Source organism: Hyunsoonleella aestuarii, assembly GCF_006148925.1.
In the GTDB taxonomy this organism is placed as follows: domain Bacteria; phylum Bacteroidota; class Bacteroidia; order Flavobacteriales; family Flavobacteriaceae; genus Algibacter_D; species Algibacter_D aestuarii.
Genome location: NZ_VAWB01000001.1, coordinates 1,793,868 through 1,816,917, shown reverse-complemented (window position 1 = coordinate 1,816,917; position 23,050 = coordinate 1,793,868). Strand labels below are relative to the sequence as shown.

Annotated in this window: 20 protein-coding genes; 10 read left to right on the top strand and 10 right to left on the bottom strand. The window is 34.4% G+C overall.

From position 1 onward, the window contains the following. Positions 1-58: 58 nt before the first annotated feature. From nqrF to FEF17_RS08195, 6 genes are read right to left on the bottom strand one after another with little or no spacing between them, the layout of a single operon-like run. Positions 59-1,366, bottom strand: coding sequence for an NADH:ubiquinone reductase (Na(+)-transporting) subunit F (gene nqrF / locus FEF17_RS08220; RefSeq protein WP_139002165.1), 1,308 nt, complete (start codon positions 1,364-1,366; stop codon positions 59-61). A gap of 1 nt (position 1,367) precedes the next feature. Then, a complete protein-coding gene (gene nqrE, locus FEF17_RS08215; RefSeq protein ID WP_139001856.1) occupies positions 1,368-2,114 on the bottom strand; it encodes an NADH:ubiquinone reductase (Na(+)-transporting) subunit E in 747 nt (248 codons plus the stop codon). Between the two features lie 34 nt (positions 2,115-2,148). After that, the gene (locus tag FEF17_RS08210) at positions 2,149-2,796 is read right to left on the bottom strand and encodes an NADH:ubiquinone reductase (Na(+)-transporting) subunit D (protein WP_139001855.1); all 648 of its coding nucleotides are present in this window, start codon (positions 2,794-2,796) and stop codon (positions 2,149-2,151) included. A 3-nt stretch (positions 2,797-2,799) separates the two neighbouring features. After that, the gene (locus FEF17_RS08205) at positions 2,800-3,546 is read right to left on the bottom strand and encodes a Na(+)-translocating NADH-quinone reductase subunit C (protein WP_139001854.1); all 747 of its coding nucleotides are present in this window, start codon (positions 3,544-3,546) and stop codon (positions 2,800-2,802) included. Between the two features lie 3 nt (positions 3,547-3,549). Further along, the gene (locus tag FEF17_RS08200) at positions 3,550-4,776 is read right to left on the bottom strand and encodes an NADH:ubiquinone reductase (Na(+)-transporting) subunit B (protein ID WP_139001853.1); all 1,227 of its coding nucleotides are present in this window, start codon (positions 4,774-4,776) and stop codon (positions 3,550-3,552) included. Beyond that, complete coding sequence (locus FEF17_RS08195; RefSeq protein WP_139001852.1) at positions 4,776-6,131, bottom strand: Na(+)-translocating NADH-quinone reductase subunit A; 1,356 nt, start codon at positions 6,129-6,131, stop codon at positions 4,776-4,778. Before FEF17_RS08195 ends, FEF17_RS08200 begins: the two co-directional genes overlap by 1 nt. A gap of 156 nt (positions 6,132-6,287) precedes the next feature. Between FEF17_RS08195 and FEF17_RS08190 the strand changes: the two genes are divergently transcribed. Then, entirely contained in the window at positions 6,288-7,538 is a 1,251-nt protein-coding gene (locus FEF17_RS08190; protein ID WP_139001851.1) for a type IX secretion system plug protein, read from the top strand. A gap of 109 nt (positions 7,539-7,647) precedes the next feature. Continuing rightward, positions 7,648-8,034, top strand: coding sequence for a Co2+/Mg2+ efflux protein ApaG (apaG, locus tag FEF17_RS08185; RefSeq protein ID WP_139001850.1), 387 nt, complete (start codon positions 7,648-7,650; stop codon positions 8,032-8,034). Here apaG and FEF17_RS08180 read toward each other — a convergent pair. Together FEF17_RS08180 and FEF17_RS08175 are read right to left on the bottom strand one after the other, a co-directional pair. Beyond that, positions 8,031-9,020 (bottom strand): DUF6695 family protein, encoded by a 990-nt coding sequence (locus FEF17_RS08180; protein ID WP_139001849.1) that lies wholly within the window; start codon positions 9,018-9,020, stop codon positions 8,031-8,033. The two genes, apaG and FEF17_RS08180, sit on opposite strands and share 4 nt — an antisense overlap. Continuing rightward, positions 9,013-9,735, bottom strand: a complete 723-nt coding sequence (locus FEF17_RS08175) for an NRDE family protein (protein ID WP_139001848.1) — start codon at positions 9,733-9,735, stop codon at positions 9,013-9,015. The genes FEF17_RS08180 and FEF17_RS08175 overlap by 8 nt, the downstream gene beginning before the upstream one ends. A 151-nt stretch (positions 9,736-9,886) precedes the next feature. Between FEF17_RS08175 and pruA the strand changes: the two genes are divergently transcribed. The 6 genes from pruA to FEF17_RS08145 all read left to right on the top strand — a co-directional run bounded on the left by pruA (position 9,887) and on the right by FEF17_RS08145 (position 19,492). After that, on the top strand, positions 9,887-11,515 hold the full coding sequence (gene pruA / locus FEF17_RS08170) for an L-glutamate gamma-semialdehyde dehydrogenase (protein WP_139001847.1): 1,629 nt from the start codon (positions 9,887-9,889) through the stop codon (positions 11,513-11,515). A 113-nt stretch (positions 11,516-11,628) separates the two neighbouring features. Then, positions 11,629-13,989, top strand: a complete 2,361-nt coding sequence (locus FEF17_RS08165) for a S9 family peptidase (RefSeq protein WP_170180983.1) — start codon at positions 11,629-11,631, stop codon at positions 13,987-13,989. A gap of 366 nt (positions 13,990-14,355) precedes the next feature. Next, a complete protein-coding gene (locus tag FEF17_RS08160; RefSeq protein WP_139001846.1) occupies positions 14,356-14,703 on the top strand; it encodes a YciI family protein in 348 nt (115 codons plus the stop codon). Continuing rightward, entirely contained in the window at positions 14,703-15,947 is a 1,245-nt protein-coding gene (locus FEF17_RS08155; RefSeq protein WP_139001845.1) for an RNA polymerase sigma factor, read from the top strand. Before FEF17_RS08160 ends, FEF17_RS08155 begins: the two co-directional genes overlap by 1 nt. A 70-nt stretch (positions 15,948-16,017) precedes the next feature. Next, entirely contained in the window at positions 16,018-18,444 is a 2,427-nt protein-coding gene (locus FEF17_RS08150; RefSeq protein WP_139001844.1) for a CehA/McbA family metallohydrolase, read from the top strand. 88 nt (positions 18,445-18,532) lie between these two features. Continuing rightward, complete coding sequence (locus FEF17_RS08145) at positions 18,533-19,492, top strand: tetratricopeptide repeat protein (protein ID WP_139001843.1); 960 nt, start codon at positions 18,533-18,535, stop codon at positions 19,490-19,492. Between the two features lie 6 nt (positions 19,493-19,498). Here the strand turns inward: FEF17_RS08145 and rsmG are convergent, their stop codons facing one another. Beyond that, positions 19,499-20,122, bottom strand: a complete 624-nt coding sequence (gene rsmG / locus FEF17_RS08140) for a 16S rRNA (guanine(527)-N(7))-methyltransferase RsmG (protein WP_139001842.1) — start codon at positions 20,120-20,122, stop codon at positions 19,499-19,501. Positions 20,123-20,263: 141 nt separating this feature from the next. Between rsmG and FEF17_RS08135 the strand changes: the two genes are divergently transcribed. Together FEF17_RS08135 and FEF17_RS08130 are read left to right on the top strand one after the other, a co-directional pair. After that, positions 20,264-21,358 carry a fatty acid desaturase family protein gene (locus FEF17_RS08135; protein ID WP_139001841.1) on the top strand — a complete coding sequence of 365 codons (1,095 nt, stop codon included), beginning with the start codon at positions 20,264-20,266 and terminating at the stop codon, positions 21,356-21,358. A gap of 33 nt (positions 21,359-21,391) precedes the next feature. Then, positions 21,392-22,576, top strand: a complete 1,185-nt coding sequence (locus tag FEF17_RS08130) for a pyridoxal phosphate-dependent aminotransferase (protein ID WP_139001840.1) — start codon at positions 21,392-21,394, stop codon at positions 22,574-22,576. 71 nt (positions 22,577-22,647) lie between these two features. Here FEF17_RS08130 and FEF17_RS08125 read toward each other — a convergent pair whose 3' ends face one another. Then, a complete protein-coding gene (locus FEF17_RS08125) occupies positions 22,648-22,902 on the bottom strand; it encodes a hypothetical protein (RefSeq protein ID WP_139001839.1) in 255 nt (84 codons plus the stop codon). Between the last annotated feature and the right edge of the window lie 148 nt (positions 22,903-23,050).

Genomic DNA, 23,050 nt, shown 5'->3' with positions numbered 1-23,050 from the left:
ATTATAGACCCTTCGACTGCGTTCAGGGTGACTTTAATTTTAAATTTCGCTTTGCGACCTAACCTCCAAAGTCATCAAATCTAATGTGTTCATCTGGGATACCAAAATCCTCACCCATTTTTTGAACCGCTTTATTCATTAATGGTGGTCCACAGAAATACAATTCTATATCTTCAGGAGATTCATGTTTGCTTAAATAGTTATCAATAACACAATTGTGTATAAATCCAACAAAACCGTCTCCAGGTGCGTCGATATCTTCTTTTACCTTCCAATTATCTTCTGGTAAAGGTTCAGATAAAGCCAAGTAGAAGTTAAAGTTAGGGAAATCCTTTTCTAATTGATAGAAGTGATCTAAGTAGAATAACTCACGCTTTGAACGTCCACCATACCAATAGGTTACTTTTCTACCTGTCTTCAATGTTTTGAACAAGTGATATAAATGAGAACGCATTGGTGCCATACCAGCTCCACCTCCTACATAAAGCATTTCGCTTTCAGACTCATTAATAAAGAACTCACCATAAGGACCAGAAATCGTTACTTTATCACCTGGTTTCTGAGCAAAAATATAAGAAGATGCTACACCAGGGTTTACATCCATCCAGCCGTTTTTAGCACGATCCCATGGTGGTGTTGCAATACGAACATTAAGCATGATCTCGCGTCCTTCAGCTGGGTAAGAAGCCATAGAGTAAGCGCGTTCAACCGTTTCGCTATTCTTCATTACTAAAGGCCAAAGACCAAATTTATCCCATTCTGCTTGAAACTTATCTGGAGTTTCATGCTCTTCTGGGTGTGCTGTAATATCAATATCGGAATATTTTATTTCGCACTGAGGAATCTCAATTTGAATATACCCCCCAGCTTTGTAACCCATATCCTCTGGGATTTCAACTACAAACTCCTTGATAAATGATGCTACATTATAATTTCGAACAACGGTAGCTTCCCATTTCTTAATTCCAAAAACTTCTTCTGGAATAGTAATATTCATGTCTTGTTTTACTTTAACCTGACATGCTAATCTCGCTCCATGTTGCAATTCTTTTCTTGAAAAATGAGGTGTTTCTGTTGGAAGAGCTTCGCCTCCACCTTCTAGTACATGGCATTCACATTGAATACATGTTCCTCCTCCACCACAAGCAGATGGTAAAAATATTTTGTTCCCTCCAAGAGTAGATAAAAGCGTTCCACCAGAAGCTACTTCAATCTCTTTTTCACCATTTATGGTAATCTTTACGGGACCAGATGGTGATAGTTTTTGCTTTACAAATAATAGTAGTGCTACCAATAATAACGTTATAATTAAAAACGCTACTACAGTTGCTGCTATTGTTCCTAATGTACCGGCTGCCAATATCATATTACTCATTTACTTTTATGTTGTTAGCTACTACTTTATCTTCAGACGTTTCGACTTCATTCAACGTACTATTTTCTTTTGTTTCTTCTATTACGGAAGCGGTTACTTCTTCCTTAGGACTTTCCTCGTCACCACCTGTTAACATACCACCAAAGCTCATAAAACCAATAGCCATAAGACCTGTAATAATAAATGTAATACCCAATCCTCTTAGAGCCGGAGGAACACTTGAATATCTTATTTTCTCACGGATAGCAGCAATTGCTAAAATAGCTAAAAACCAACCAATTCCAGAACCTATTCCATAAGTTGTTGCTAAACCTAATGTTGCAATTTCACGAGATTGCATAAATAAAGAACCTCCTAGAATCGCACAGTTTACAGCAATAAGTGGTAAGAATATACCAAGTGAGTTATATAAGGATGGCGAAAACTTCTCTACAACTATTTCTACCAATTGAACCATGGTTGCAATAGTTGCAATAAACATGATGAAAGATAAAAAGCTTAAGTCAAAATCAGCATACTCTCCTCCTAACCAAACCAAAGCACCAGGTTGTAATAAGTATTGATCTAATAACCAGTTTAAAGGCACCGTAATTGCTAAAACAAAAATCACTGCTGCACCTAAACCTACTGCTGTACTTACTTTTTTAGATACTGCCAAATAAGAGCACATTCCTAAGAATGTGGCAAATACCATGTTATCTATAAATATCGATTTAAAAAATAATTCTATGTGTTCCATTTATTCTTAATTATGAATTCAGAATTCTGAATTATTAATGATCTTCTATTAATGCTTTATTTCTACTACGCTGTACCCAAATAATGATACCAACAACTATTAGCGCCATTGGAGACAATAACATGAAACCGTTATTTTCATAACCTAAAGAATACAATCCTGTTTTCTCAATTGGGTCTCCTAAAACTTTAAATCCTAATAAAGTCCCAGAACCTAATAATTCTCTAAAGAATCCAACGATAATTAATATCACTCCATATCCAGCAGCATTTCCAATTCCATCAAGGAAAGAACGCCAAGGACCGTTTCCTAAAGCAAAAGCTTCAAAACGCCCCATAATGATACAATTGGTAATAATTAATCCGACAAATACCGAAAGTGTTTTACTTAGCTCGTAAGCAAAAGCTTTTAATACTTGGTCCACAATAATTACTAAAGCAGCTACTACAATTAACTGCACAATAATTCTAATTTTTGAAGGGATGATATTTCTCAATAAAGAAATAACCACATTACCAACACCTAGAACAAATAATACCGAAATAGACATTACAATAGACGCTTTTAATTCTGCTGTAATTGCCAATGCAGAACAAATACCAAGTACCTGAATAGTAATTGGGTTATTATCCGCTAATGGATCTAATATTAACTTGCTATCTTTTTTTGAAAGTAAGCCCATAAATTAGTTGTTTTTTAAGTTATTGAAATAAGATACGTAAAGCTTTAAATCGCTTCTTATCATAGCGGAAACTCCATCACCTGTAATAGTAGCTCCTGCTATTGCATCTACTTCGTTATCTGTTTTATCTAGATTCTTAGGATCTGCATTACCTTTAGCGACCGTAATGCCTTTAAAAGTTCCGTTAGCTTTTAGATGTTCTCCAATGAAATCATCCATAAAGAAGCGTTGCTTAATATTAGCCCCTAAACCAGGAGTCTCTCCTTTATGATCAAAATAAGCACCTTGCACAACCATGTTTTCATCCATAGCAACGTAGGCCCAAATAGCATCCCAAAGTCCTTTCCCTCTTATTGGTGCGATGTAATAGGATTTCCCATCTTTCTCTCCAACAAATAACGGTAACCTTCTCTCTTGTCCAGCTTTGGCATTAGCTTGCTCCTTTTTAACATCAATTAAATACGCTTGGTCATCTTCAGAGACTTCTCCTCCTTGTATCACTAATTGTTTTTTAATATATTTTTTGAAAAGGTCTGGTGCATCAGCAGTAGAAACAAAATTAGCACTGCTCTCATCGTTTTCGTTTACACCCATAGCATACAAAATGTTTTGCTGCTTTTCTAAGCGTTTGTTTTCATCTATAGTAGGCTTTAAAGATGATGCAGCAAAAGCTAACAACGATCCTACAACCAAAACCATACCTACCGCAAATAGGACTGTATACGAATTTTTATCAGTATCCATTGCCATAATTTATGCTGTTTTAACTTTTAAACGTTTCATTCTTTTCTTAACATTACCTTGAACCACATAATGGTCTATAGTTGGTGCAAACACATTCATCAATAGGATGGCTAGCATAACACCTTCTGGATATGCTGGATTAAATACGCGAATCAATATTGAAATAAATCCAACTAAGAATCCGTAAATCCATTTTCCTTTGTTAGTTTGGGATGCAGTAACAGGATCCGTTGCCATAAACACGGTACCAAAGGCAAAACCTCCAATTATCAAATGGTGCCACCATGTTGTACTCATTAAACCGTAAAACTTACTACTTTCAGTAATCCATCCAGAATCAACAACACCATTAAATATTAATCCCATAGCAATAGCTCCTATTGCAGAAGACATCATAATTCTCCAACTTCCTATTTTTGAAAAGATTAAAAATAACGCACCTAATAATATGAGTAACGTCGAAGTTTCTCCAACCGAACCAGGAATAAATCCAAAAAACATATCCATAACCTCATAGCCTGCCTCCTTGCCTTGAGCCAAACTACCTAGAATAGTTTCACCTGAAATGGCATCTAAACTCTCACCAGCAGCAATAGCTTGATCGCGTTCTACAGCTCCATGAACCCAAACTTTATCTCCAGACATCCAAGTAGGATAAGCAAAGAACAAAAAGGCTCTAATAGTTAATGCAGGATTCAAGATATTCATTCCTGTTCCACCAAATACTTCCTTTCCTATAACAACTCCAAAGGCAACTGCTACTGCTAACATCCACAACGGAATATCAACAGGAACAATAAGTGGCACTAGCATACCTGTTACTAAGTAACCTTCTTCTACCTCATGCTTCTTTATAACTGCAAAAAGGAATTCAATGGCTAAACCAACACCATAAGAAACAATTACTAAAGGAAGAATTTTCCAAAATCCAACCAAAAAGTTATCTAACGTCCAAAACTCGGCGCTTAAAAACCCACCTGTTACAGCTTGAATTTCACCTAAAGCAATGTAATGCTGATAACCCGCATTAAACATACCAAATAATAAACATGGCACCATAGCCATAATTACAGTATTCATGGTACGTTTTAAATCATCGGCTGCTTTAATATGAGTACCACCATGAGTGGTTTCATTAGGTAAGTATAAGAATGTATGAATCGCGTTAAACGCAGGCGCCATTTTGGTGCCCTTATACTTCATTTTTAATTTGTGTAAATTACTTTTTAAACCCATTACCCTATCTCTTTTAGCATTAAGTCCAATCCTTCTCTTATAATTTTTTGATGTGGTTGCTTAGACACGCAAACAAATTCTGTTAAGGCGAAATCTTCTGGAGCAACTTCGTACATACCTAAAGCCTCCATTTCATCTAAATCTTGGTACATACAGGCTTTTAAAATCTGCATCGGGTAAATATCCAAAGGGAAAACCTCTTCGTAAGTCCCCGTTGTTACAAAGGCTCTATGTTCTCCGTTTGTATTCGTATTAAGATTGTATTGTTTCTTTGGATTCAACCAAGAAAACGTTAAGGCTCGCGACGTTGATATCTTGTTAAAAACAGGTTTATTCCATCCGAAAAGTTCGTAATCATCACCCTCTGGAATTACAGAAATAACATTGCTGTAATAGTCTAAACTTCCATCTGGTTTGATGTGCTTTCCACTTAAAACATTTCCAGAAATAACACGTACATGAGCGTCTTGAGAAATTCCTTTGTCGTAAATAATAGTTGCTACTTCACTACCAATTTTAGTAGTAAAATATCTTGGTTTTTCGACTGAAGAACCTACCAGTGCTACTACACGTTCTGCATTAAATTTCCCCGTTAAAAGTAATTCTCCAATAATTACTAAATCTTGGGCACTAACTGTCCAAGCAACTTCTCCCTTATTAATCGGGTCTACTTTATTAATTAATGTTCCCACATTCCCTGATGGGTGTGGACCAGAAACTTTATGATAAGTCACTCCAGATAAACCAGCTAATGGTGAATTGGAATTTTTTCCTATCCCGATATGCACAGCTCCTTCAGTAAGTTTACCTAAAGCTAGTATTGCCACTTGCAACTCAGCTTCTTTACCTTGAAGCGTAAAATCTAAATCGGCAGCTAATGGCGCACTAGCATATCCAGAAATAAATATCGCTTTGGGCGCTTTGTCTGGATTGGCAATAACATCATAGGGACGTTGTTTAATAAATGGCCAACAACCCGATGAAAGTAAATGTGCTTTTACATCTTCACCTTTAGTCGAATCTAAACTAAATTTTCCTAAATCTTGATAAGATTGCTTCTTATCAGATTCAATTTTTATAGCATCGATACGTCTTTTTGGGCCTCTTAACACTTCAATTACTTTCCCCGAAACCGGAGATGCAAATTTTATAGCTTCGTTAGACTTATCGTAAAACAAAACCCCTCCTGCCTTAACAACAGTTCCTTCTTTTGCAACAAGTTTTGGAATAGTACCGTGAAAATCCTCTGGTCTTATGGTGCAGTAGTTACTGATAATCGCTTGTTCGACAGATTTCTCAGCTTCACCTTTAAGATTAATGTCCAGACCTTTTTTAATCCGAATGTCGTTTGACATATTTATTTTAATTGAAATTAGTTGTCTAAAAATCGGTGCAAAAATACGAATTAATAAAACAGTTTTATAAAAAATTAGATAGAATTTTATACCACCTATATTCATTACGAATTTGGGTATGAATTTTGATTATCTTTACAAAAAACATTGCTGTAAATGACATTTAAGTATTTTTTTTCAATACTAGCTTATCTGGTTCCTGTGTTACTTTTTGCTCAAGTTGAAGAAGTAAATCCTCCAGATTATATAAAATCTATTACTTTTAAAAGTACAAGTAGTGCCCTTGGCGAACTCCCAATTTTAAAATTAGGAGAAACTTTTTATTTGGAGTTTGACGCCTTAGTGTCTAACGAGCCTGATTTCTATTATAAAATTGAACATTACGATTACGACTGGACAGAATCAGTTTTGGTTAAGCCAGAATTTTTGCTTGGTGTCGATAACTTTAGAATTCAAGATTACAGGAATTCTTTTAATACTTACCAATTATATTCTCATTACAGATTATCTATTCCAAATCAGCAAACAAAAGCTTTAAAAGTATCCGGAAATTATTTAATCTCAATTTTTGATAGAGACGATAACCTTGTTTTCTCAAGAAAACTTATGATTTATGAAGATTTAGTTAAACCTGGAATTATCATAAAGCGTTCTCGAGATATTAGTACTATTGAGAACTTGCAAACCGTAGATATGGAAATTACTACTGGTCCACAAATTAATAATCCATTACAAACGATAAAAACATTAATTATTCAAAACAGAAATTTGAATACAGCTATTAAAAATACAAAACCACAATACACAATCGGCAATAAGCTTATTTATCGTTACGTGAGTGAAACAGCTTTCCCTGGAGGTAACGAATATTTATTTTTTGAAACTAAAGACGTAAGAGCCGCTGCCATGGGTGTTCAATTTATTGATTTAAAAGATATTTACCATAGCTATTTGTTTACTAATGTGCCAAGAGCAGAATTACCCTATACCTTTAACCCAGATATTAATGGTCAGTTTAAAATTACTGCAATTGATAGAGAAGATGTTACTGTTGAAGCCGACTATACACAGGTACATTTCACACTTAAGTATCCAGAGTTAACCAATGGTGAACGTATTTTTGTTTATGGCAACTATAATAATTATGCTTTAGAGGACTATAATGAATTGCTTTACAACCTGGAACGAGGTTTGTATGAAACCGATTTTAAATTAAAGCAAGGCTTTTATAACTATAAATATGTTATTCTAAAAGCAGATGGGAAGTTGGATGAAGGACGTATAAGTGGTAACTTTTGGCAAACTGAAAACAACTACAAAGTTCTGGTTTATTACCGTGATTTAGGCGCTCGGTATGACAGAATTGTTGGATTTAATGAAGTGTCATCAACAAATATTACCAATTAATCGTGTATTTCACCCGATTTTTATATCATATAAGTTAAAATTAAACGTTAAACACTTAATATTTACTATTTTAGACCCCGTAACCAAATCCCATTTTCATTAATTACCAATGGTACAACAAGTAACAAGAGGCATAAAAATTTCGGTTATTACTAAGTACGAAGGATCATTTTATAAAGATTATAAAATACAATACGCCTTTGAATATACAATTACCATTGAAAACCAAAGTAAAGATTCGGTGCAATTGAACGCTCGCCATTGGGAAATTTTGGATGCTCTAAACAATCTGGAAACTGTTACGGGTGAGGGAGTTATTGGTAAAAAACCCGTTTTAAAACCAGGTGAATCTCACACTTATACTTCTGGATGTTTGTTAACCTCTCCTTTTGGAGCAATGCAAGGATTTTATAGCATGGTTAACTTTACAACTACGAAAAAATTTAAAGTTATTATCCCTACTTTTAAATTGAGTGCACCGTTTGCAATAAATTAAACTCTACTAAACCTAAAGGTTATCTCTTTTTGCTTCACATGAAAAAATTTACAATTGGAGTAATGTATTACTTCATAATGTGTGTCATAGTCAAAATTATCGTCTTCAACAATAAAAAGTGCATCACAATCTATATTTCCATATGGTGAAATCCTTCTAAATCTATATTCTGAAGTCTTTTCAGTTTTATACAACTCAAACCAAGAACCAGCTGCAATACCAGATAACCATTGGGCATGTTCAATTCTCACATCATTTTGTTTTGGCGTTAAAGTCCCAACAAAATTAACTTCATGGTCTTTCAATTTATCTAAAAAACATCTAATATTTTCGCTTTTTTGGGAACCTTTAAATTGAGAAATAATCCCCGTTTCAGCAACTTCATATACATGATTTTCTGTATCTGCTAATAACACATTTCCAACCGTGCTTGGTGTAAACCATTTCGAGTTTTTTAGCCTTTGTTTAATTGCACCATTTGTTACCGACGCAATTAAGGAATCTGTAACAAAACGCGCACAATTACAAGCATCTTTTATAAATGCAGCATAGCGAATAAAATGTTTGCTTTGCATTTTACAAATATGCGTTCGAGCTTTCTGATAATTAATGGCATTGCAAACTGAAGCGATCAACTTACCATCCCCGTGAGTTAATTTAGGGTTTGTTCCTAAAAATACTAGAATCTCATTGAGATTTTTTATCTCATCATTCTCAATTTCTGCTTTTAATGGAAAATCTAATTCATTATCGGTATCTTTCCCCCTAACACGACCATTTGGTTCTGGTGTAATATATCTTCCAAAATCATGATATTCCAATATCCCCGTTTCTTTGTTAATGAGAACCAAGGCAGCATGACCAGCTCGTAAATAATTTTTCTTACCAATCCCTAAATATCTTAGAAAAGGAGAAAACCACTCCTTAGATACCATAACAATGGTATCGGGATAGGCCAATGTTAAAATAATACCTGTATTATCCATTAACTACTTCGGATAAGTTGAAGGTTTTGGACGTAACCTTTTTAGTTTGAAGATTCTCATACCGCATTTCAACTTCTCTACCTTGTTTTTCAACTTGAGTAATACTTGTTGTTTTAACAAATCCGCGATTCATAATAACACCAAAATTCATATTACTAACGTCTTCTGTACTATGAAAATTCAAGATGCTTTGTGAGTTCAACTCATTGGAAACCATAAAATTTTTGAACCATTGCTCACGCTCTATTTGCATCGTTTTGGAATATAATGTTGAGGACGACCATATTCTAGGAACTAACGGCAACTCCCTAAAATGCTTTTTTGAACCATCCCAAACTAATTCATAGAAGCTTAACTTAGTATTCCAATCTGCAATCACAATTGTAAAAGGTTCTATACCCATAAAGTTATATGAATCTACTGTTTCTACAATATTATCAGCAACCATAAAATCATTGGCTACAATACCTCTACTCTTTCTATAATTAGATTGTCGTTTGTGCTTTTCAAAAGCACCATTAAGCACACAAACCACGCGATTTTTTTCGCCTATACCAATCCATGTGCCTCCCATTTTATCTTTTGGAAATAATAGTTTAGTTTCTGCTATCACGTAAAAATCTGGGGACAAAGATGCTCTATCTGGAGCTTCATCGCGATTTGAAGTTAATATGAAATTATTTTTTCCTTGTGGAATTAATGTTACTGTACACATAAAATCAGTAGTCTATTTACCTTGGGGCAACTTACAAAAAATAAATAAAATTTAACGTCATTTTAAGAAGTCCTGAAATCAATAAACAATTTAATAATTCGTAAATTTGCACCTCATTTACTGAAAAATCAATAATAAAAATTAACAAATCATGGGAAAAGGCTTTTTTAATGTACCAATTGCGGTTAATGAACCTGTTAAATCCTACGCACCGGGAACACAGGAACGCGACGCCGTATTAGATGCTTATAAAGTTATGTTCAACAGCAAAGTTGACGTACCATTATATATTAATGGTGAAGATGTACAAACTGGAAACACCAGAACTATGTCACCACCGCACGACCATCAGCATGTTGTTGGTACCTACCATCTGGCTGAACAAAAACATATTGAAGACGCCATTGAAACGGCTTTAGAAGCTCGTAAAAGTTGGAGTCAAATGCCTTGGGAACAACGTGCAGGTATCTTTTTAAAAGCAGCCGAACTCATTGCAGGACCTTACCGTGCCAAAATAAATGCTGCAACTATGATTGCGCAATCAAAAACTATTCACCAAGCTGAAATTGATGCAGCCTGTGAATTGATTGACTTTTTACGTTTTAATGTGCAATTTATGGCCGATATCTACATGGAGCAGCCTGAAAGCACAAGTGATGCTTGGAATCGTGTGGAATATCGCCCACTTGAAGGGTTCACCTATGCCGTAACCCCATTTAACTTTACGGCAATTGCAGGAAACCTACCTGCTTGTATGGCATTGATGGGTAACGTTGTCATTTGGAAGCCTAGTGACAGTCAAATATATTCTGCAAAAGTTATTATGGACGTATTTGAAGAAGCGGGTGTTCCTCCAGGTGTCATTAATGTCGTGTTTGGAGATCCAGTAATGATTACGAATACCGTTATGGCAAGTCCAGATTTTTCGGGATTGCACTTTACTGGTTCTACGTTTATCTTTAAAGAACTTTGGAAACAAATAGGTAACAATATACACAACTATAAAACCTACCCACGCATAGTTGGCGAAACCGGTGGAAAGGATTTTATTGTTGCCCATAAATCGGCTAATGCCAAACAAGTAGCCACCGCTATAGTTCGTGGTGCTTTTGAGTTTCAAGGTCAAAAATGTAGTGCTGCATCCCGTGCATATATTCCAAAGAGTCTATGGAGCGATGTAAAGAATTATGTTTTAGAGGATTTAAAATCATTTAAAATGGGGTCTCCAGAAGATATGGGCAACTTCATCACAGCCGTAATCCATGAGGGTTCGTTTGATAAACTAGCAAAATATATTGATGACGCAAAAGCTGATGCCGATGCGGAAATTATTGCTGGCGGGAATTACGATAAAAGCAAAGGCTATTTTATAGAACCAACGGTTATCCTAGCCAAAGACCCAAAATACACCACCATGTGTACGGAGTTATTCGGTCCCGTAATCACCATTTATGTTTACGAAGATGATGACTATGCCGAAACATTAAAATTGGTAGATGAAACTAGTGAATATGCACTTACAGGTGCTATTTTAGCAAAAGACCGATATGCAATTACTCAAGCTACTGAAGCTTTACAAAACTGTGCTGGTAACTTTTATATCAATGACAAACCAACAGGAGCCGTAGTTGGTCAGCAACCATTTGGTGGTGCTAGAGCATCGGGTACAAACGACAAAGCAGGTAGTGCACAAAACTTGCTAAGATGGGTATCTCCAAGAATGATAAAGGAAACGTTTGTGACGCCCACGGATTATAGATATCCGTTTTTGGGGGAATAATATTTTGAATATAATTTAAAACTAAAGAGATTGCTTTTATAAAGCAGTCTCTTTTTTGTTGTATTTTTTGCTTAGCCCGAAATACTTTAAATTAGAGACAAATATAAATTTCCATGAAACCATTTAGCTTTAAACTTCTCTTTTTAGTCACTACTCTAAGTTTTTCTCAAATTGAAAATCAATCGCAACTTACAATAGATAACATGATGAAAGGTGAAGATTTTGTAGGCTATTTACCAACAAATATTAAATGGGCAGACAATAGTAAAGATATTTATTTCAGCTGGAATCCAGATAAAGATACCATTCGTTCAACATACAAAGTAAATATCGATTCTAAAGAAATAAACAAACTCTCTTTTGATGAGCTGAAAGCACAAACAAATGGTGGAGATTACTCTAAAGATTATAAACTGAAAGTTTATGAAAAAGAAGGTGATTTATTTTTAATGAATACAGCATCTTATATTTCAAAACGCATCACCAATACCAATGCAAGAGAGTCTAATCCGCAATTATCAAGTGATCAAAAATCGATAATTTACCAACAAGATAACAACATTTTTCAATGGAATATTGATGACGGAACTACAAAACAACTCACTGATTTTAGAAGTGGAAAAGAAAAATCAGAAAGCAAACTTAACAATCAAGATCAATGGTTACAAGACGACCAATTAAAGTATTTTGAGATTCTTGAAAAGCGAAAAAATGAATCTGATGCTCAAAAATACAGAAGAGAGCAAACTGCTTTAGAAAGACCAGAAACTATTTATTTGGGCGATAAAAATATAAATAATTTAAATGTTTCACCTAATTCAAACTATGTTGTATATGGTTTATATATTAAACCAAAAGACAAGAAAACTACAGTACCAAATTACGTTACAGAAAGCGGGTATACTACTGATTTAAACGCAAGATCAAAAGTAGGAAGTGAACAAAATACTTATGAATCCTGGGTTTTAAATATAAAAACAGGAGAAACCGTTCAAATTAAAACAGATAGTATTGAAGGCATTAAAGACAAACCAAAGTATTTAAAAGAATATGCTGAAAATCTTGAAGATTATAAAGGGACTTATGATGATCCTAGAGAAGTACGTTTTAGCAAACCTATATTTTCTGATGATGGTAAAGCCGTTATAAATATTACTTCTTCTGATTACAAAGATCGTTGGATTATGTTAATTGATCTTTCTAATGGAAAATTAAAACAAATTGACAGACAACATGATGATGCTTGGATTGGTGGTCCCGGAGTTGGTTGGTTCTCTGGAGGCGTTATCGGGTGGATAGACAACGATAATATTTGGTTTAAATCTGAAAAGACAGGTTATGCGCATCTATATTCTGCAAATGTAAATACAGGAAAAATTAAAGCATTAACTACTGGTGATTTTGAAATTTTGGATGTCAATTTATCAAAAAATAAAAAAACCTTTTACCTTACGAGTAATAAAGTGAGTCCGCACGAACATCATTTTTATCATTTACCCTCAAAAGGTGGCGAAATGGTTCAAATTACTTCTAAAAAAGGAGGTCATGAGATTACCATTTCACCAGACGAAAAACAATTGGCCATTCGTTATTCTTACTCCAACAAACCTTGGGAATTATATGTGATGCCTAATAAAAAAGAGGCAAAAATGGCACAATTAACCACCTCAACCACCGATACTTTTAAATCTTACAACTGGTCAGATTCTGAAATTATAAACTTTACCGCAAGAGATGGCGCAAAAGTACCTGCAACACTTTACAAGCCTAAACCAGAAAAGAAAAACGGTGCTGCGGTTATTTTTGTTCATGGTGCGGGTTATACTCAAAATGTACATTATTGGTGGCCATCTTATTACAGAGAATATATGTTCCATAATTTTCTTGCGGATAATGGATACACCGTTTTGGCTATAGATTTTAGAGCAAGTAAAGGTTATGGTCGCGATTGGCGCACGGCAATTTACAGACACATGGGTGGTAAAGATTTGGATGACCAAGTTGATGGTGCTAAATATTTAGTTGACAAACACGGAATTGATAAAGGCAAACTAGGAATTTATGGTGGTTCATATGGTGGTTTCATTACATTAATGGCCATGTTTAATGAACCTGACACTTTTAAAAGTGGGGCAGCATTACGTCCAGTAGCAGATTGGGCGCACTATAATCATGGGTATACCGCAAATATTTTAAATACTCCTGTGGAAGACTCTTTAGCTTATCAACGTAGTTCTCCTATTTATTTTGCTGAAGGCTTAAAAGGTAATTTATTAATGTTACACGGTATGATTGATACCAATGTGCATTTTCAAGATGTGGTGCGTTTATCTCAGCGTTTAATTGAACTTAAAAAAGAAAACTGGGAACTTGCAGTTTTTCCTTTAGAAAGTCATGGTTTTGTTGAAGCGTCAAGTTGGTCTGACCAGTACAGACGTATTTTTAAATTGTTTCAGGAGACGTTGCGAGAGTAGATAGAAACACCTCTTAACTTTATGAGAAAAATTAGATGATTTCGTTTTCAAAGTCGAACTGCATTTAGCAGGTAGTTAAATGAACTTACAAAAAAAATTCTAGTTCCTTTTTTTGCGTTAAGGATTGAAGCGGCATCCTTTTTGTTTTTTAGCAAAAAGATATAGCTGAAAGCCTGACCCGATAGGGTAACGCCCAAGTTCTATATCTATTTTTTAAAAAAACAAGAATTATTAGAAGGTATACAACTTATGCTTCACAAAAAAGAGATTCCTACCTAAACAAGAATTTAATAAATTTGAAAAATGTGTCCCCTTTCATATTTTGGGAAACGTCTTAACTATATAAACCATAAAAAATATATAATTATGAAAGAATTTATGATGATTTTCATTGGAGCCGATTACACCGAATTAGGGCTTTCACCTGAAGACCTTCAAAACCGCATGGGAAAGTGGTTTGCTTGGAACGATAAAATGACAGCAGCAGGTGTTGTAAGCCATGGCAATGCCTTAACGCCTCAAATTCGTCGAGTTGTTGGAGCTAACAGAACGGTTACCGATTTAACCTCAGCTGAGGTTAAAGAAATAGTCGGGGGTTACTACATTGTTAAAGCTAATGATTTTGATGAAGTCGAAAAAATAGCTGAAGATTATCCAGATTACGATTTAGGGGGCACTGTTGAAATACGTGAAATCATGGTGTTCGACCAATAATGGAAACCAAACTCATAGACCATCTTTTTCGCCACCATAGCGGAAAGATGGTTTCTGTTTTAACCCGTATTTTTGGTTTAAAGCATCTTGAAATAATTGAAGATGCAGTTCAAGACACCTTTATAAAAGCCAGTTTAAGTTGGCGAACTAAACAACCAGAAAACCCAGAAGCTTGGTTAACACAAGCCGCAAAAAATAGAGTACTTGATATTTTTAGAAAGTTAAAAACTGAGCAGAAACACCTGCCTAACTTCAATCAAGGCACAGATGCTATTGCTTTAAGCGACTTGTTTTTAGACACTGAAATTGAAGACGCTCAACTTCGAATGATTTTCACAGCCTGCCACCCAAAACTTGATCCAAGAGATCGTATTTCGTTTGCATTAAAGACGGTCTCAGGGTTTAGTATTAAAGAAATTTCATCTGCTTTACTTACCAAAGAAGATACTATTAAAAAGCGATTATCTCGAGCTAAAAAAGCCGTTCAAGACTCAAATATTCAATTTGAAATCCCCAAAGGAAAGTCATTATCGCAAAGACTTGAAAGTGTAATGGAAGTTTTGTATCTCATTTTCAATGAAGGTTTTCATTCAAATAAAAAAGAACAATTAATAAGAAAAGATCTTTGTCGTGAAGCACTTCGCTTAACCCAACTACTATTAAAAAATAATCTTACACGCACTCCAGAAGTATATGCACTTTGTGCTGTTATGTGTTTTCATTCATCAAGATTAGAAACTAAAACAAGTACTGAAAATGAACTTCTAGATTTAAAAAATCAAGACCGGTCTAAATGGTATTGGCCCTTAATAAAACTCGGTAACACCATGATGAATAAAGCCGTTGAAACCAATGCATTTTCGTGTTATCATTATGAAGCTGCTATTGCCGCCGAACATTTAAAAGCTAGAACCTTTGAAGCCACAGATTGGGATAAAATACTTTACTGGTATCAATGCTTAAACATACTGCAACCTATGCCTTCGAATGTATTGACCATGGCTGTTATTTGTATGCAAAAACAAGATTTCAAAATGGCAAACACATATTTAGAACAACTTAAACCAGAAGACTTCAATCAGCGCTCCTATTTATACTATGGCACACTTTCAGATTATTATCATGGTATAAATAATTTGGATAAAGCTTGTAAATTTCTAGATTTAGCCCTTACACACGTATCTAATGACCTTGAAAAAGATTATTTAATCAAGAAAAATCTATTATTAAATAGGAAAAAATAAGATTCACAATCTGATAATATAATTCTTCATAAATTAGTTGCATTAAGACTAACCTGTTCATAAACTTTTCATGAGACATTATATTTCACTCTTTGCCATATTTTTTATTTGCATTAATCTACTTTCAGCTCAATGGACAAATAGATACCCGAAAGTTGATGGTTTTGGCCATCATGTCTACCTAGAAGGCTACGAACTACCCATTTTAAACGCTGGTCCTACAGACCCTGCTCCTTCACCATCGGGCGAATCAATAGTATTCGCTGCAAAAGGGTGGTTATGGCTAATGGATTTAAAATCATTAGTGGCAAAACGAATAACTACATCTTCTGCAGTAGATTCAAGTCCAAATTGGTCACCAGATGGCACACAAATAGTTTTTGTTAGAGACAATAGTTTAGACACCAACATTGTACTTCTTGATATCTTCTCGAATAAAGAAACTATTCTAATTGATACAGAAAAATTAGATTTAGACCCTATTTTTTCTCAAGACGGAAAACACATATACTATGCATCGGGTGAACATGGGTCAATCGATCTTTGGAGGTTAGACTTATCAAGTAAAGAAAATACAGCTATCACAGATTCTGGAGATCTAGAGCGTCTTCCTGTTTCCGTGAATTCCGATGAAGGATTAATTTACCTCAAAAAAATGGGGTTTTCTTATGACTCTATCGAATTGTTAGATTTAGCAGATAATAAATCTCATCCATTAGCAGAAGAAAATTTCACCTCTCAAGCCAATTTTTCACTATCACCAGACAATAGAACCCTAGTCTACTCATGGCCTCATGGAGATGATTATGAGTTACGCTTACTTGACATTCAAATTCCGAAAAGCACCTTATTACTTACTAAAAGTAGCCAGTTGCCACTGTTTCCAAAATTTAGTTACGATGGTAATTGGGTTTATTATTGTGAATCCAATGAAAATGAAAGAACAGAATTAAAACGAATTAGTGTCAATGGAGGTATACCAGAATTAATTGAAATAACAAATTGGGATTTCAACACGCCAACAGGCAAACTAAAAATAACAAGTAAAGTAGACAATAAAATTTCTCCTGTACGAATGAATATTATAAATAGTTCAGGACACCCTATTTTGCCAGAAACTGGATCTGTACGTTCAGATGGACAAAACGGATTAGTCTTTTTTTACTCACCAGGTGAAATTGAAATTGTAGCTCCATTGGGTGAAATAACAGTGACAGCGGTTCACGGTTTCTCAACTCAAATTGCAAAGAAAACAATCGTCTTAGATAGGTCTGACCAAACAAACGAAATTAATCTAACTAAAATTTGGGACGCTCAAACCAATGGATGGTATTCTGGCGACAATCATTTTCATTTAAATTATGGTGGCACAAATCAATTGGATCCAACAGATATTGTTTTAGATCTAAAAGGAGAAGATGTAGATGTTGGGTTTCCTTTATTAGCGAATTTAGGACAGCGATTTTTAGAGCAAGATTTATGGAATTGGAACCGTGATGAAACCCCATTGATTTATTTTGGACAAGAAGTGAGGTCCCACTTCCTTGGACACCTTGGGCTACTAGGAATTAAGGATTTATATTGGCCTTGGGTTTGGGGACCTCGGTATGATATTTACGGTCGAGACGATCGCTTAAATGCAGAACCTTTGCGTTTTGCTAGAAGTCAGAATGCATTAGGGGGTTATGTTCATCCTGTTAGTGTTAGAGACCCCTTTAACGAGAATGGCTCTAGAAGAATCCCTATTGAACTTATTGCAGACAGCGTATTGGGTGAAACGGATGTAATTGAGTTAGGTTGCCTGTGGTCTGACGAAATTGGAACAGCTAACCTTTGGCATAAATTTTTAAACCTTGGTTTACCCATAACAGCTTCGGCAGGTAGTGACGTTATGAATGATTTATATCGCACCATGGCTATTGGAGCCACCAGAGTATATGTTAAACCAGAAGGACCACTAACCATTAATAGCTATTTAAAGGCTTTAAAAGAAGGTAGGAGTTTCGTTTCCAATGGTCCTTTAGTGGAATTTGAGGTTGATGGTAAAATTCCTGGTGAAGTTATTGAAGCAGGTCAAAAAAAAGTAAGTTGGAAGCTGAAGGTACACGCTCCTATTGCCTTCGATAAAGTTGAAATATTTGTAAATGGCAATGTGGTTGCAACAAAAAAAGGAATGAGTGGCACAACTAGTAAAACCTATAAAGGTACTCTAGCTGTTCCTGCTGGAGGTTGGGTTACAGTTAGAGTTTCTGGCGGAGATATAACATGGCCTTTAATGGATAGCTATCCATATGCTGAAACAAGTCCTATTTGGTTTAATAACATTGGAAGTATAAATTCGACTAGTGCTAAGGAATCGGCTCAAATCCTTTTAAATCTTTTGGAAGTATCTAAATCAAGATTAAATTATGGGTATGGGAGCAATCCAATCCCTAAATTAAATGCTCATTTTGAAAAAGCGAGACTAAAATTATCAGCAATTATAAAAGATCAATAATTAATAAAATTTAGATTAATCCACCCAAAATTTCACGAAGCATTCAAAGCGGTATATTTTTTGCTATCTTTATTTTAAAAATTTCTAAATGAAGAAAATCTTTATCCTACTATTTGCATTAACACCGTTTCTTATTCTAGGACAGGCAAAAAAGATTTACCGACAAGCCTTAAGATCTACAGACCTTAATGAAAAAATTGAATTACTTAATCAAGTTATAGACATTGAGCCTAATAATCTTGATGCTTATTTTCATCGTGCACTTGCTAAGAATGATCTGGGAAATTACCATGGAGCCATTGTGGACTATTCAAAAATAATTATTGAAGAACCTGATGCCGACACCTATTTTAACCGAGGAAATTCCAGATACAACCTTGAAGATTTTAATGGCGCAAAAGCCGATTATACGAAAGCTGTTGCCTTAGATAAAAATTTTGTTGACGCTCAATACAGTTTAGCATGTGCAAAATATGATTTGGGAGAATACGAAAGAGCCATAAAAGATTTTGATGCTGTTTTAAAAGTAATTCCCGATTTACAAATTGCCTATACACTTAGAGCTTCGGCACATGCAGCTCTAGAGAATTACAAGAAAGCACTTAAGGATTATTCGACAGCCATTCTTGTTAATCCTAGTTCTGATGCTTTTTATAATAGAGGTTTATTTTACCTCGATATTAATTATTTTCAAAAAGCAAATGCGGATTTTAATCTAGCTATTAGATTAGATAGACAAAATAGTTTCCCTTACTTTTATCGTGGTACAACTTTTCTATTTCTTGGAAAATATAAAGACGCCATTGAAGATTATATGATAAATTTAAAATTCGACTCCTTAGATTTCGATGCCCTTTTAGGCTTAGCAATTGCCCATTATAAAATTGGAGATTCCGACTCGGCTAAAGCATATTTTCAAAAAAGCAAAAACATACTTTTAGATAAAGCTAACCCCGATATACCCATAGAACAATTTGCTGCTTCCTATTGGTATTTAAAACAGTCTATGTTTTTTAAAAGTGTGTTTTACGATTTGAATAAATTGTAATATGGTCTAATACTTTAAAGGTAAGTGCACCACTTTTTTAGTATCAAAAAATGATTCAGTGTAATAATCCCTCAAATTATAAATCTTAGCTTTCTGATAATTTTGAAGTTCTTCGGTTAAATCTCCTCCTTTTAAGTAAATAATACCATTCTTAAGCTCATGGTTTTGTTTTTTTGAAATTTTACCTTTTGTCCAATGTACAAAAGTAGGCATTGCAGCAACTGCACGACTTACAATAAAATCATAAGTTTCATCAATTGCCTCTACTCTACTGTGAGTTGTTCTTACATTGGTTATCCCTAAACCTTCAACTACTTCATTTACAACTTTTAATTTTTTTGCTATACTGTCTACAAGATGAAATGAACACTTAGGAAATAAAATGGCTAAAGGAATTCCAGGAAAACCACCGCCTGTGCCGACATCCAAAATACGACTACCATTCTTAAAAGTAATCAATTTAGCTATCCCTAAAGAATGTAACACATGTCGCAAATACAACTCATCGATATCTTTTCGTGAAACAACATTAATCTTTAAATTCCAATCTTTATAAAGTGATTCTAACTTTTTAAAGTTATTAATTTGATCTTCAGTTAGATTAGGAAAGTACTTCAGAATAAGCTCCATTCATGTTAAATTTTCAACAAAAATATACTTTTTATGTGCATATTTTTACAAAAAAACGTTATTACTTCAATTGCTTTATACCTATCTTTGCCGCAGGTATGATCGATAATCTTTATTTTTAATCATATTAAAATTAATAGCATGACTAAACAAGCATTAACCTTTTCTAGAAAGGACTCTGCAAAATTTTTTAAGACGCTTAACAAACGTGTTAACGACTACTTTAAAGACAATAACATTAAACGTACTGGTAATTGGAAGCTATACTTAAAAGCAATTTTTATGTTTGCTTTATTAGTTGTTCCAGTGGTTTTAGTTTTAACAATAACTCTACCTGGATGGGTACAAATTTTATGCATGATTACCACTGGAATAGGGATGGCAGGTGTTGGCATGAATGTTATGCATGATGCTAACCATGGTTCTTTTTCTAGTAAAAAATGGGTTAATAAATTAATGGGAAGCAGTATTTATATACTTGCTGGAAATGACTACAATTGGAAAGTTCAACATAATGTTTTACACCACACATATACCAATATTCAAGGGCATGATGAAGATATTGATGCAGGAAGAATAATCCGATTTTCAAAGCACACCAGATGGTTGAGAATTCATAAATATCAAAGATATTACGCGTTTTTTTTATATGGTTTACTTACTGCAAATTGGGCTATTACAACCGACTTTATTCAAACCTACCAATATCTTAAAAGGAAACTAGCCTATGGTAAATTTCCCAATCCAACAACGCAATGGACCAAGTTAATAATTGGAAAAATAGTGTATTATTCTATTTGGGTCGTATTACCACTTTCATTAGGCTTTGCATGGTGGGAAGTTTTAATTGGTTTTGTGGTTATGCACTACACTGCTGGAATTATTCTGAGCGTTATTTTTCAATTGGCTCATGTTATGCCAAATACAGAAATGCCATTGCCAGATAAAAATGGTAATATGAAAAACACATGGGCCATTCATCAATTACTTACCACATCGAACTTTTCTCCAAAAAGCTGGTTAGCTAGTTTTTATACAGGTGGATTAAACAGACAAGTGGAGCATCATTTATTTTCACATATCAGTCATATCCATTATGGTAAAATTGCCAAGATAGTGAAGCAAACCGCTAAAGAATTCAGCCTACCCTACAACGAATACAATACCTTCTGGAAAGCTGTAGCAGAACATTATAACCAATTAAAAATATTAGGCAGAAAACCGGCATTAGCCTAAAGCATACACTTACATATAAACAAAAACAAATAAATGCAATTACTATCCGATAGAATTTTAAACATGTCTACGTCTGCCACTTTAGCAATGGCAGCAAAAGCAAGAGAACTTAGAGGCGAAGGAAAAGACATTATTGGTTTGAGCCTAGGAGAACCAGATTTTAAGGTTCCTGATTTTATTAGAGAAGCAGCTATTCAAGCCATTAATGATGGTTATAACTCTTATACTCCTGTTGATGGTTATGGAGAACTTAAAGAAGCTATTATAACTAAGTTTAAACGTGATAACAAATTAAGTTATACACCATCTCAGATAGTAGTTTCAACAGGGGCTAAACAATGCTTAGCAAATATTGCTGGAGTTATGCTTAATGAAGGCGATGAAGTCCTTTTACCATGCCCATATTGGGTTAGTTATTCTGATATCGTAAAATTATATGATGGCGTTCCTATTGAGGTAAAAACGTCCATTGATACCGATTTTAAAATGACGGCGGAACAACTTGAAGCCGCAATCACTCCGAAGACTAAAATGATTTGGTTCAGTTCTCCTTGTAACCCAAGTGGTTCTGTTTACAGTGAAACTGAGTTAAGAGCATTAGCCGATGTTTTAGTTAAACATCCTAATATTTATGTTGTTTCAGACGAAATATACGAGCATATTAATTATGGTCAAGGTCATGCGAGTATGGCTGCGTTTGAAGATATGTATAACAATACCATCACTGTGAACGGTGTTTCTAAAGCCTTCGCTATGACAGGATGGCGTATTGGCTTTATTGGTGCTCCAGAAAAAATTGCAAGAGCATGTAATAAAATGCAAGGTCAAATGACTAGTGGCGCAAACTGTATAGCTCAACGTGCGGTAATTACAGCTTTAAATGAATCACCTTCTCGTGTTCAATATATGATTGACGAATTTAAAGAACGTCGTGATTTAATATTAAGCCTTGTTAACGATATTCAAGGCTTTAAGGCAAATACACCAGTTGGTGCCTTTTATGTCTTTCCAGATGTAACTTACTTCTTTGGAAAAACTCTGAAAGGTCACAAAATTAACAACGCTTCAGATTTCTCTTTATACTTATTAGAAGAAGCTCTTGTTGCTACTGTAACTGGTGATGCCTTTGGAAACCCTAATTGCATTAGAATTTCTTATGCCGCATCTAAAGAGCAAATAATTGAAGCTATCAAACGTATAAAAGCTGCTGTGAGTTAAATTTTACTCTAAAAAATAAATACGAAAATGAAAAAGCCGCTTATAAGTGGCTTTTTTTTATGGCTTACTTTTTAATTCAATATAAGTAAAGCTATAGTTAAAAATACAGACAATTTTATTGCAGTTGCAGCAACACTAGAAGATACAAAAAAATGACTTTTAACACTTTGTCGGATTCCGAAAAGAGAATTGCTATTCATTTTTGAATAATTGCTCTCAACTACATTTTTATAAGAAGAATTTAAAAAATTTGAAGGCTTTACAATTAAGTCCTCTTTTTGCCTAGGCAATGGTTCGACATTTTCTGATGATAATACTAATTCCATGATTTAAAATATTTAATTGGTTATATAATTAAGACGCTGATACTATAAAAATGTTACAGCAAATAATTACATAACTATCTAAAAATCAATTATAAAAATTCGAAAACACCTATAAACACTGATGAGATTTAAAAAAAGTATTCAGTGA

Excerpts from the sequence above, each read along its gene's own strand:
- nqrF (WP_139002165.1), bottom strand. The coding sequence starts at position 1,366 with ATGATATTGGCAGCCGGTACATTAGGAACAATAGCAGCAACTGTAGTA.
- nqrE (WP_139001856.1), bottom strand. The coding sequence starts at position 2,114 with ATGGAACACATAGAATTATTTTTTAAATCGATATTTATAGATAACATG.
- FEF17_RS08210 (WP_139001855.1), bottom strand. The coding sequence starts at position 2,796 with ATGGGCTTACTTTCAAAAAAAGATAGCAAGTTAATATTAGATCCATTA.
- FEF17_RS08205 (WP_139001854.1), bottom strand. The coding sequence starts at position 3,546 with ATGGCAATGGATACTGATAAAAATTCGTATACAGTCCTATTTGCGGTA.
- FEF17_RS08200 (WP_139001853.1), bottom strand. The coding sequence starts at position 4,776 with ATGGGTTTAAAAAGTAATTTACACAAATTAAAAATGAAGTATAAGGGC.
- FEF17_RS08195 (WP_139001852.1), bottom strand. The coding sequence starts at position 6,131 with ATGTCAAACGACATTCGGATTAAAAAAGGTCTGGACATTAATCTTAAA.
- FEF17_RS08190 (WP_139001851.1), top strand. The coding sequence starts at position 6,288 with ATGACATTTAAGTATTTTTTTTCAATACTAGCTTATCTGGTTCCTGTG.
- apaG (WP_139001850.1), top strand. The coding sequence starts at position 7,648 with ATGGTACAACAAGTAACAAGAGGCATAAAAATTTCGGTTATTACTAAG.
- FEF17_RS08180 (WP_139001849.1), bottom strand. The coding sequence starts at position 9,020 with ATGGATAATACAGGTATTATTTTAACATTGGCCTATCCCGATACCATT.
- FEF17_RS08175 (WP_139001848.1), bottom strand. The coding sequence starts at position 9,735 with ATGTGTACAGTAACATTAATTCCACAAGGAAAAAATAATTTCATATTA.
- pruA (WP_139001847.1), top strand. The coding sequence starts at position 9,887 with ATGGGAAAAGGCTTTTTTAATGTACCAATTGCGGTTAATGAACCTGTT.
- FEF17_RS08165 (WP_170180983.1), top strand. The coding sequence starts at position 11,629 with ATGAAACCATTTAGCTTTAAACTTCTCTTTTTAGTCACTACTCTAAGT.
- FEF17_RS08160 (WP_139001846.1), top strand. The coding sequence starts at position 14,356 with ATGAAAGAATTTATGATGATTTTCATTGGAGCCGATTACACCGAATTA.
- FEF17_RS08155 (WP_139001845.1), top strand. The coding sequence starts at position 14,703 with ATGGAAACCAAACTCATAGACCATCTTTTTCGCCACCATAGCGGAAAG.
- FEF17_RS08150 (WP_139001844.1), top strand. The coding sequence starts at position 16,018 with ATGAGACATTATATTTCACTCTTTGCCATATTTTTTATTTGCATTAAT.
- FEF17_RS08145 (WP_139001843.1), top strand. The coding sequence starts at position 18,533 with ATGAAGAAAATCTTTATCCTACTATTTGCATTAACACCGTTTCTTATT.
- rsmG (WP_139001842.1), bottom strand. The coding sequence starts at position 20,122 with ATGGAGCTTATTCTGAAGTACTTTCCTAATCTAACTGAAGATCAAATT.
- FEF17_RS08135 (WP_139001841.1), top strand. The coding sequence starts at position 20,264 with ATGACTAAACAAGCATTAACCTTTTCTAGAAAGGACTCTGCAAAATTT.
- FEF17_RS08130 (WP_139001840.1), top strand. The coding sequence starts at position 21,392 with ATGCAATTACTATCCGATAGAATTTTAAACATGTCTACGTCTGCCACT.
- FEF17_RS08125 (WP_139001839.1), bottom strand. The coding sequence starts at position 22,902 with ATGGAATTAGTATTATCATCAGAAAATGTCGAACCATTGCCTAGGCAA.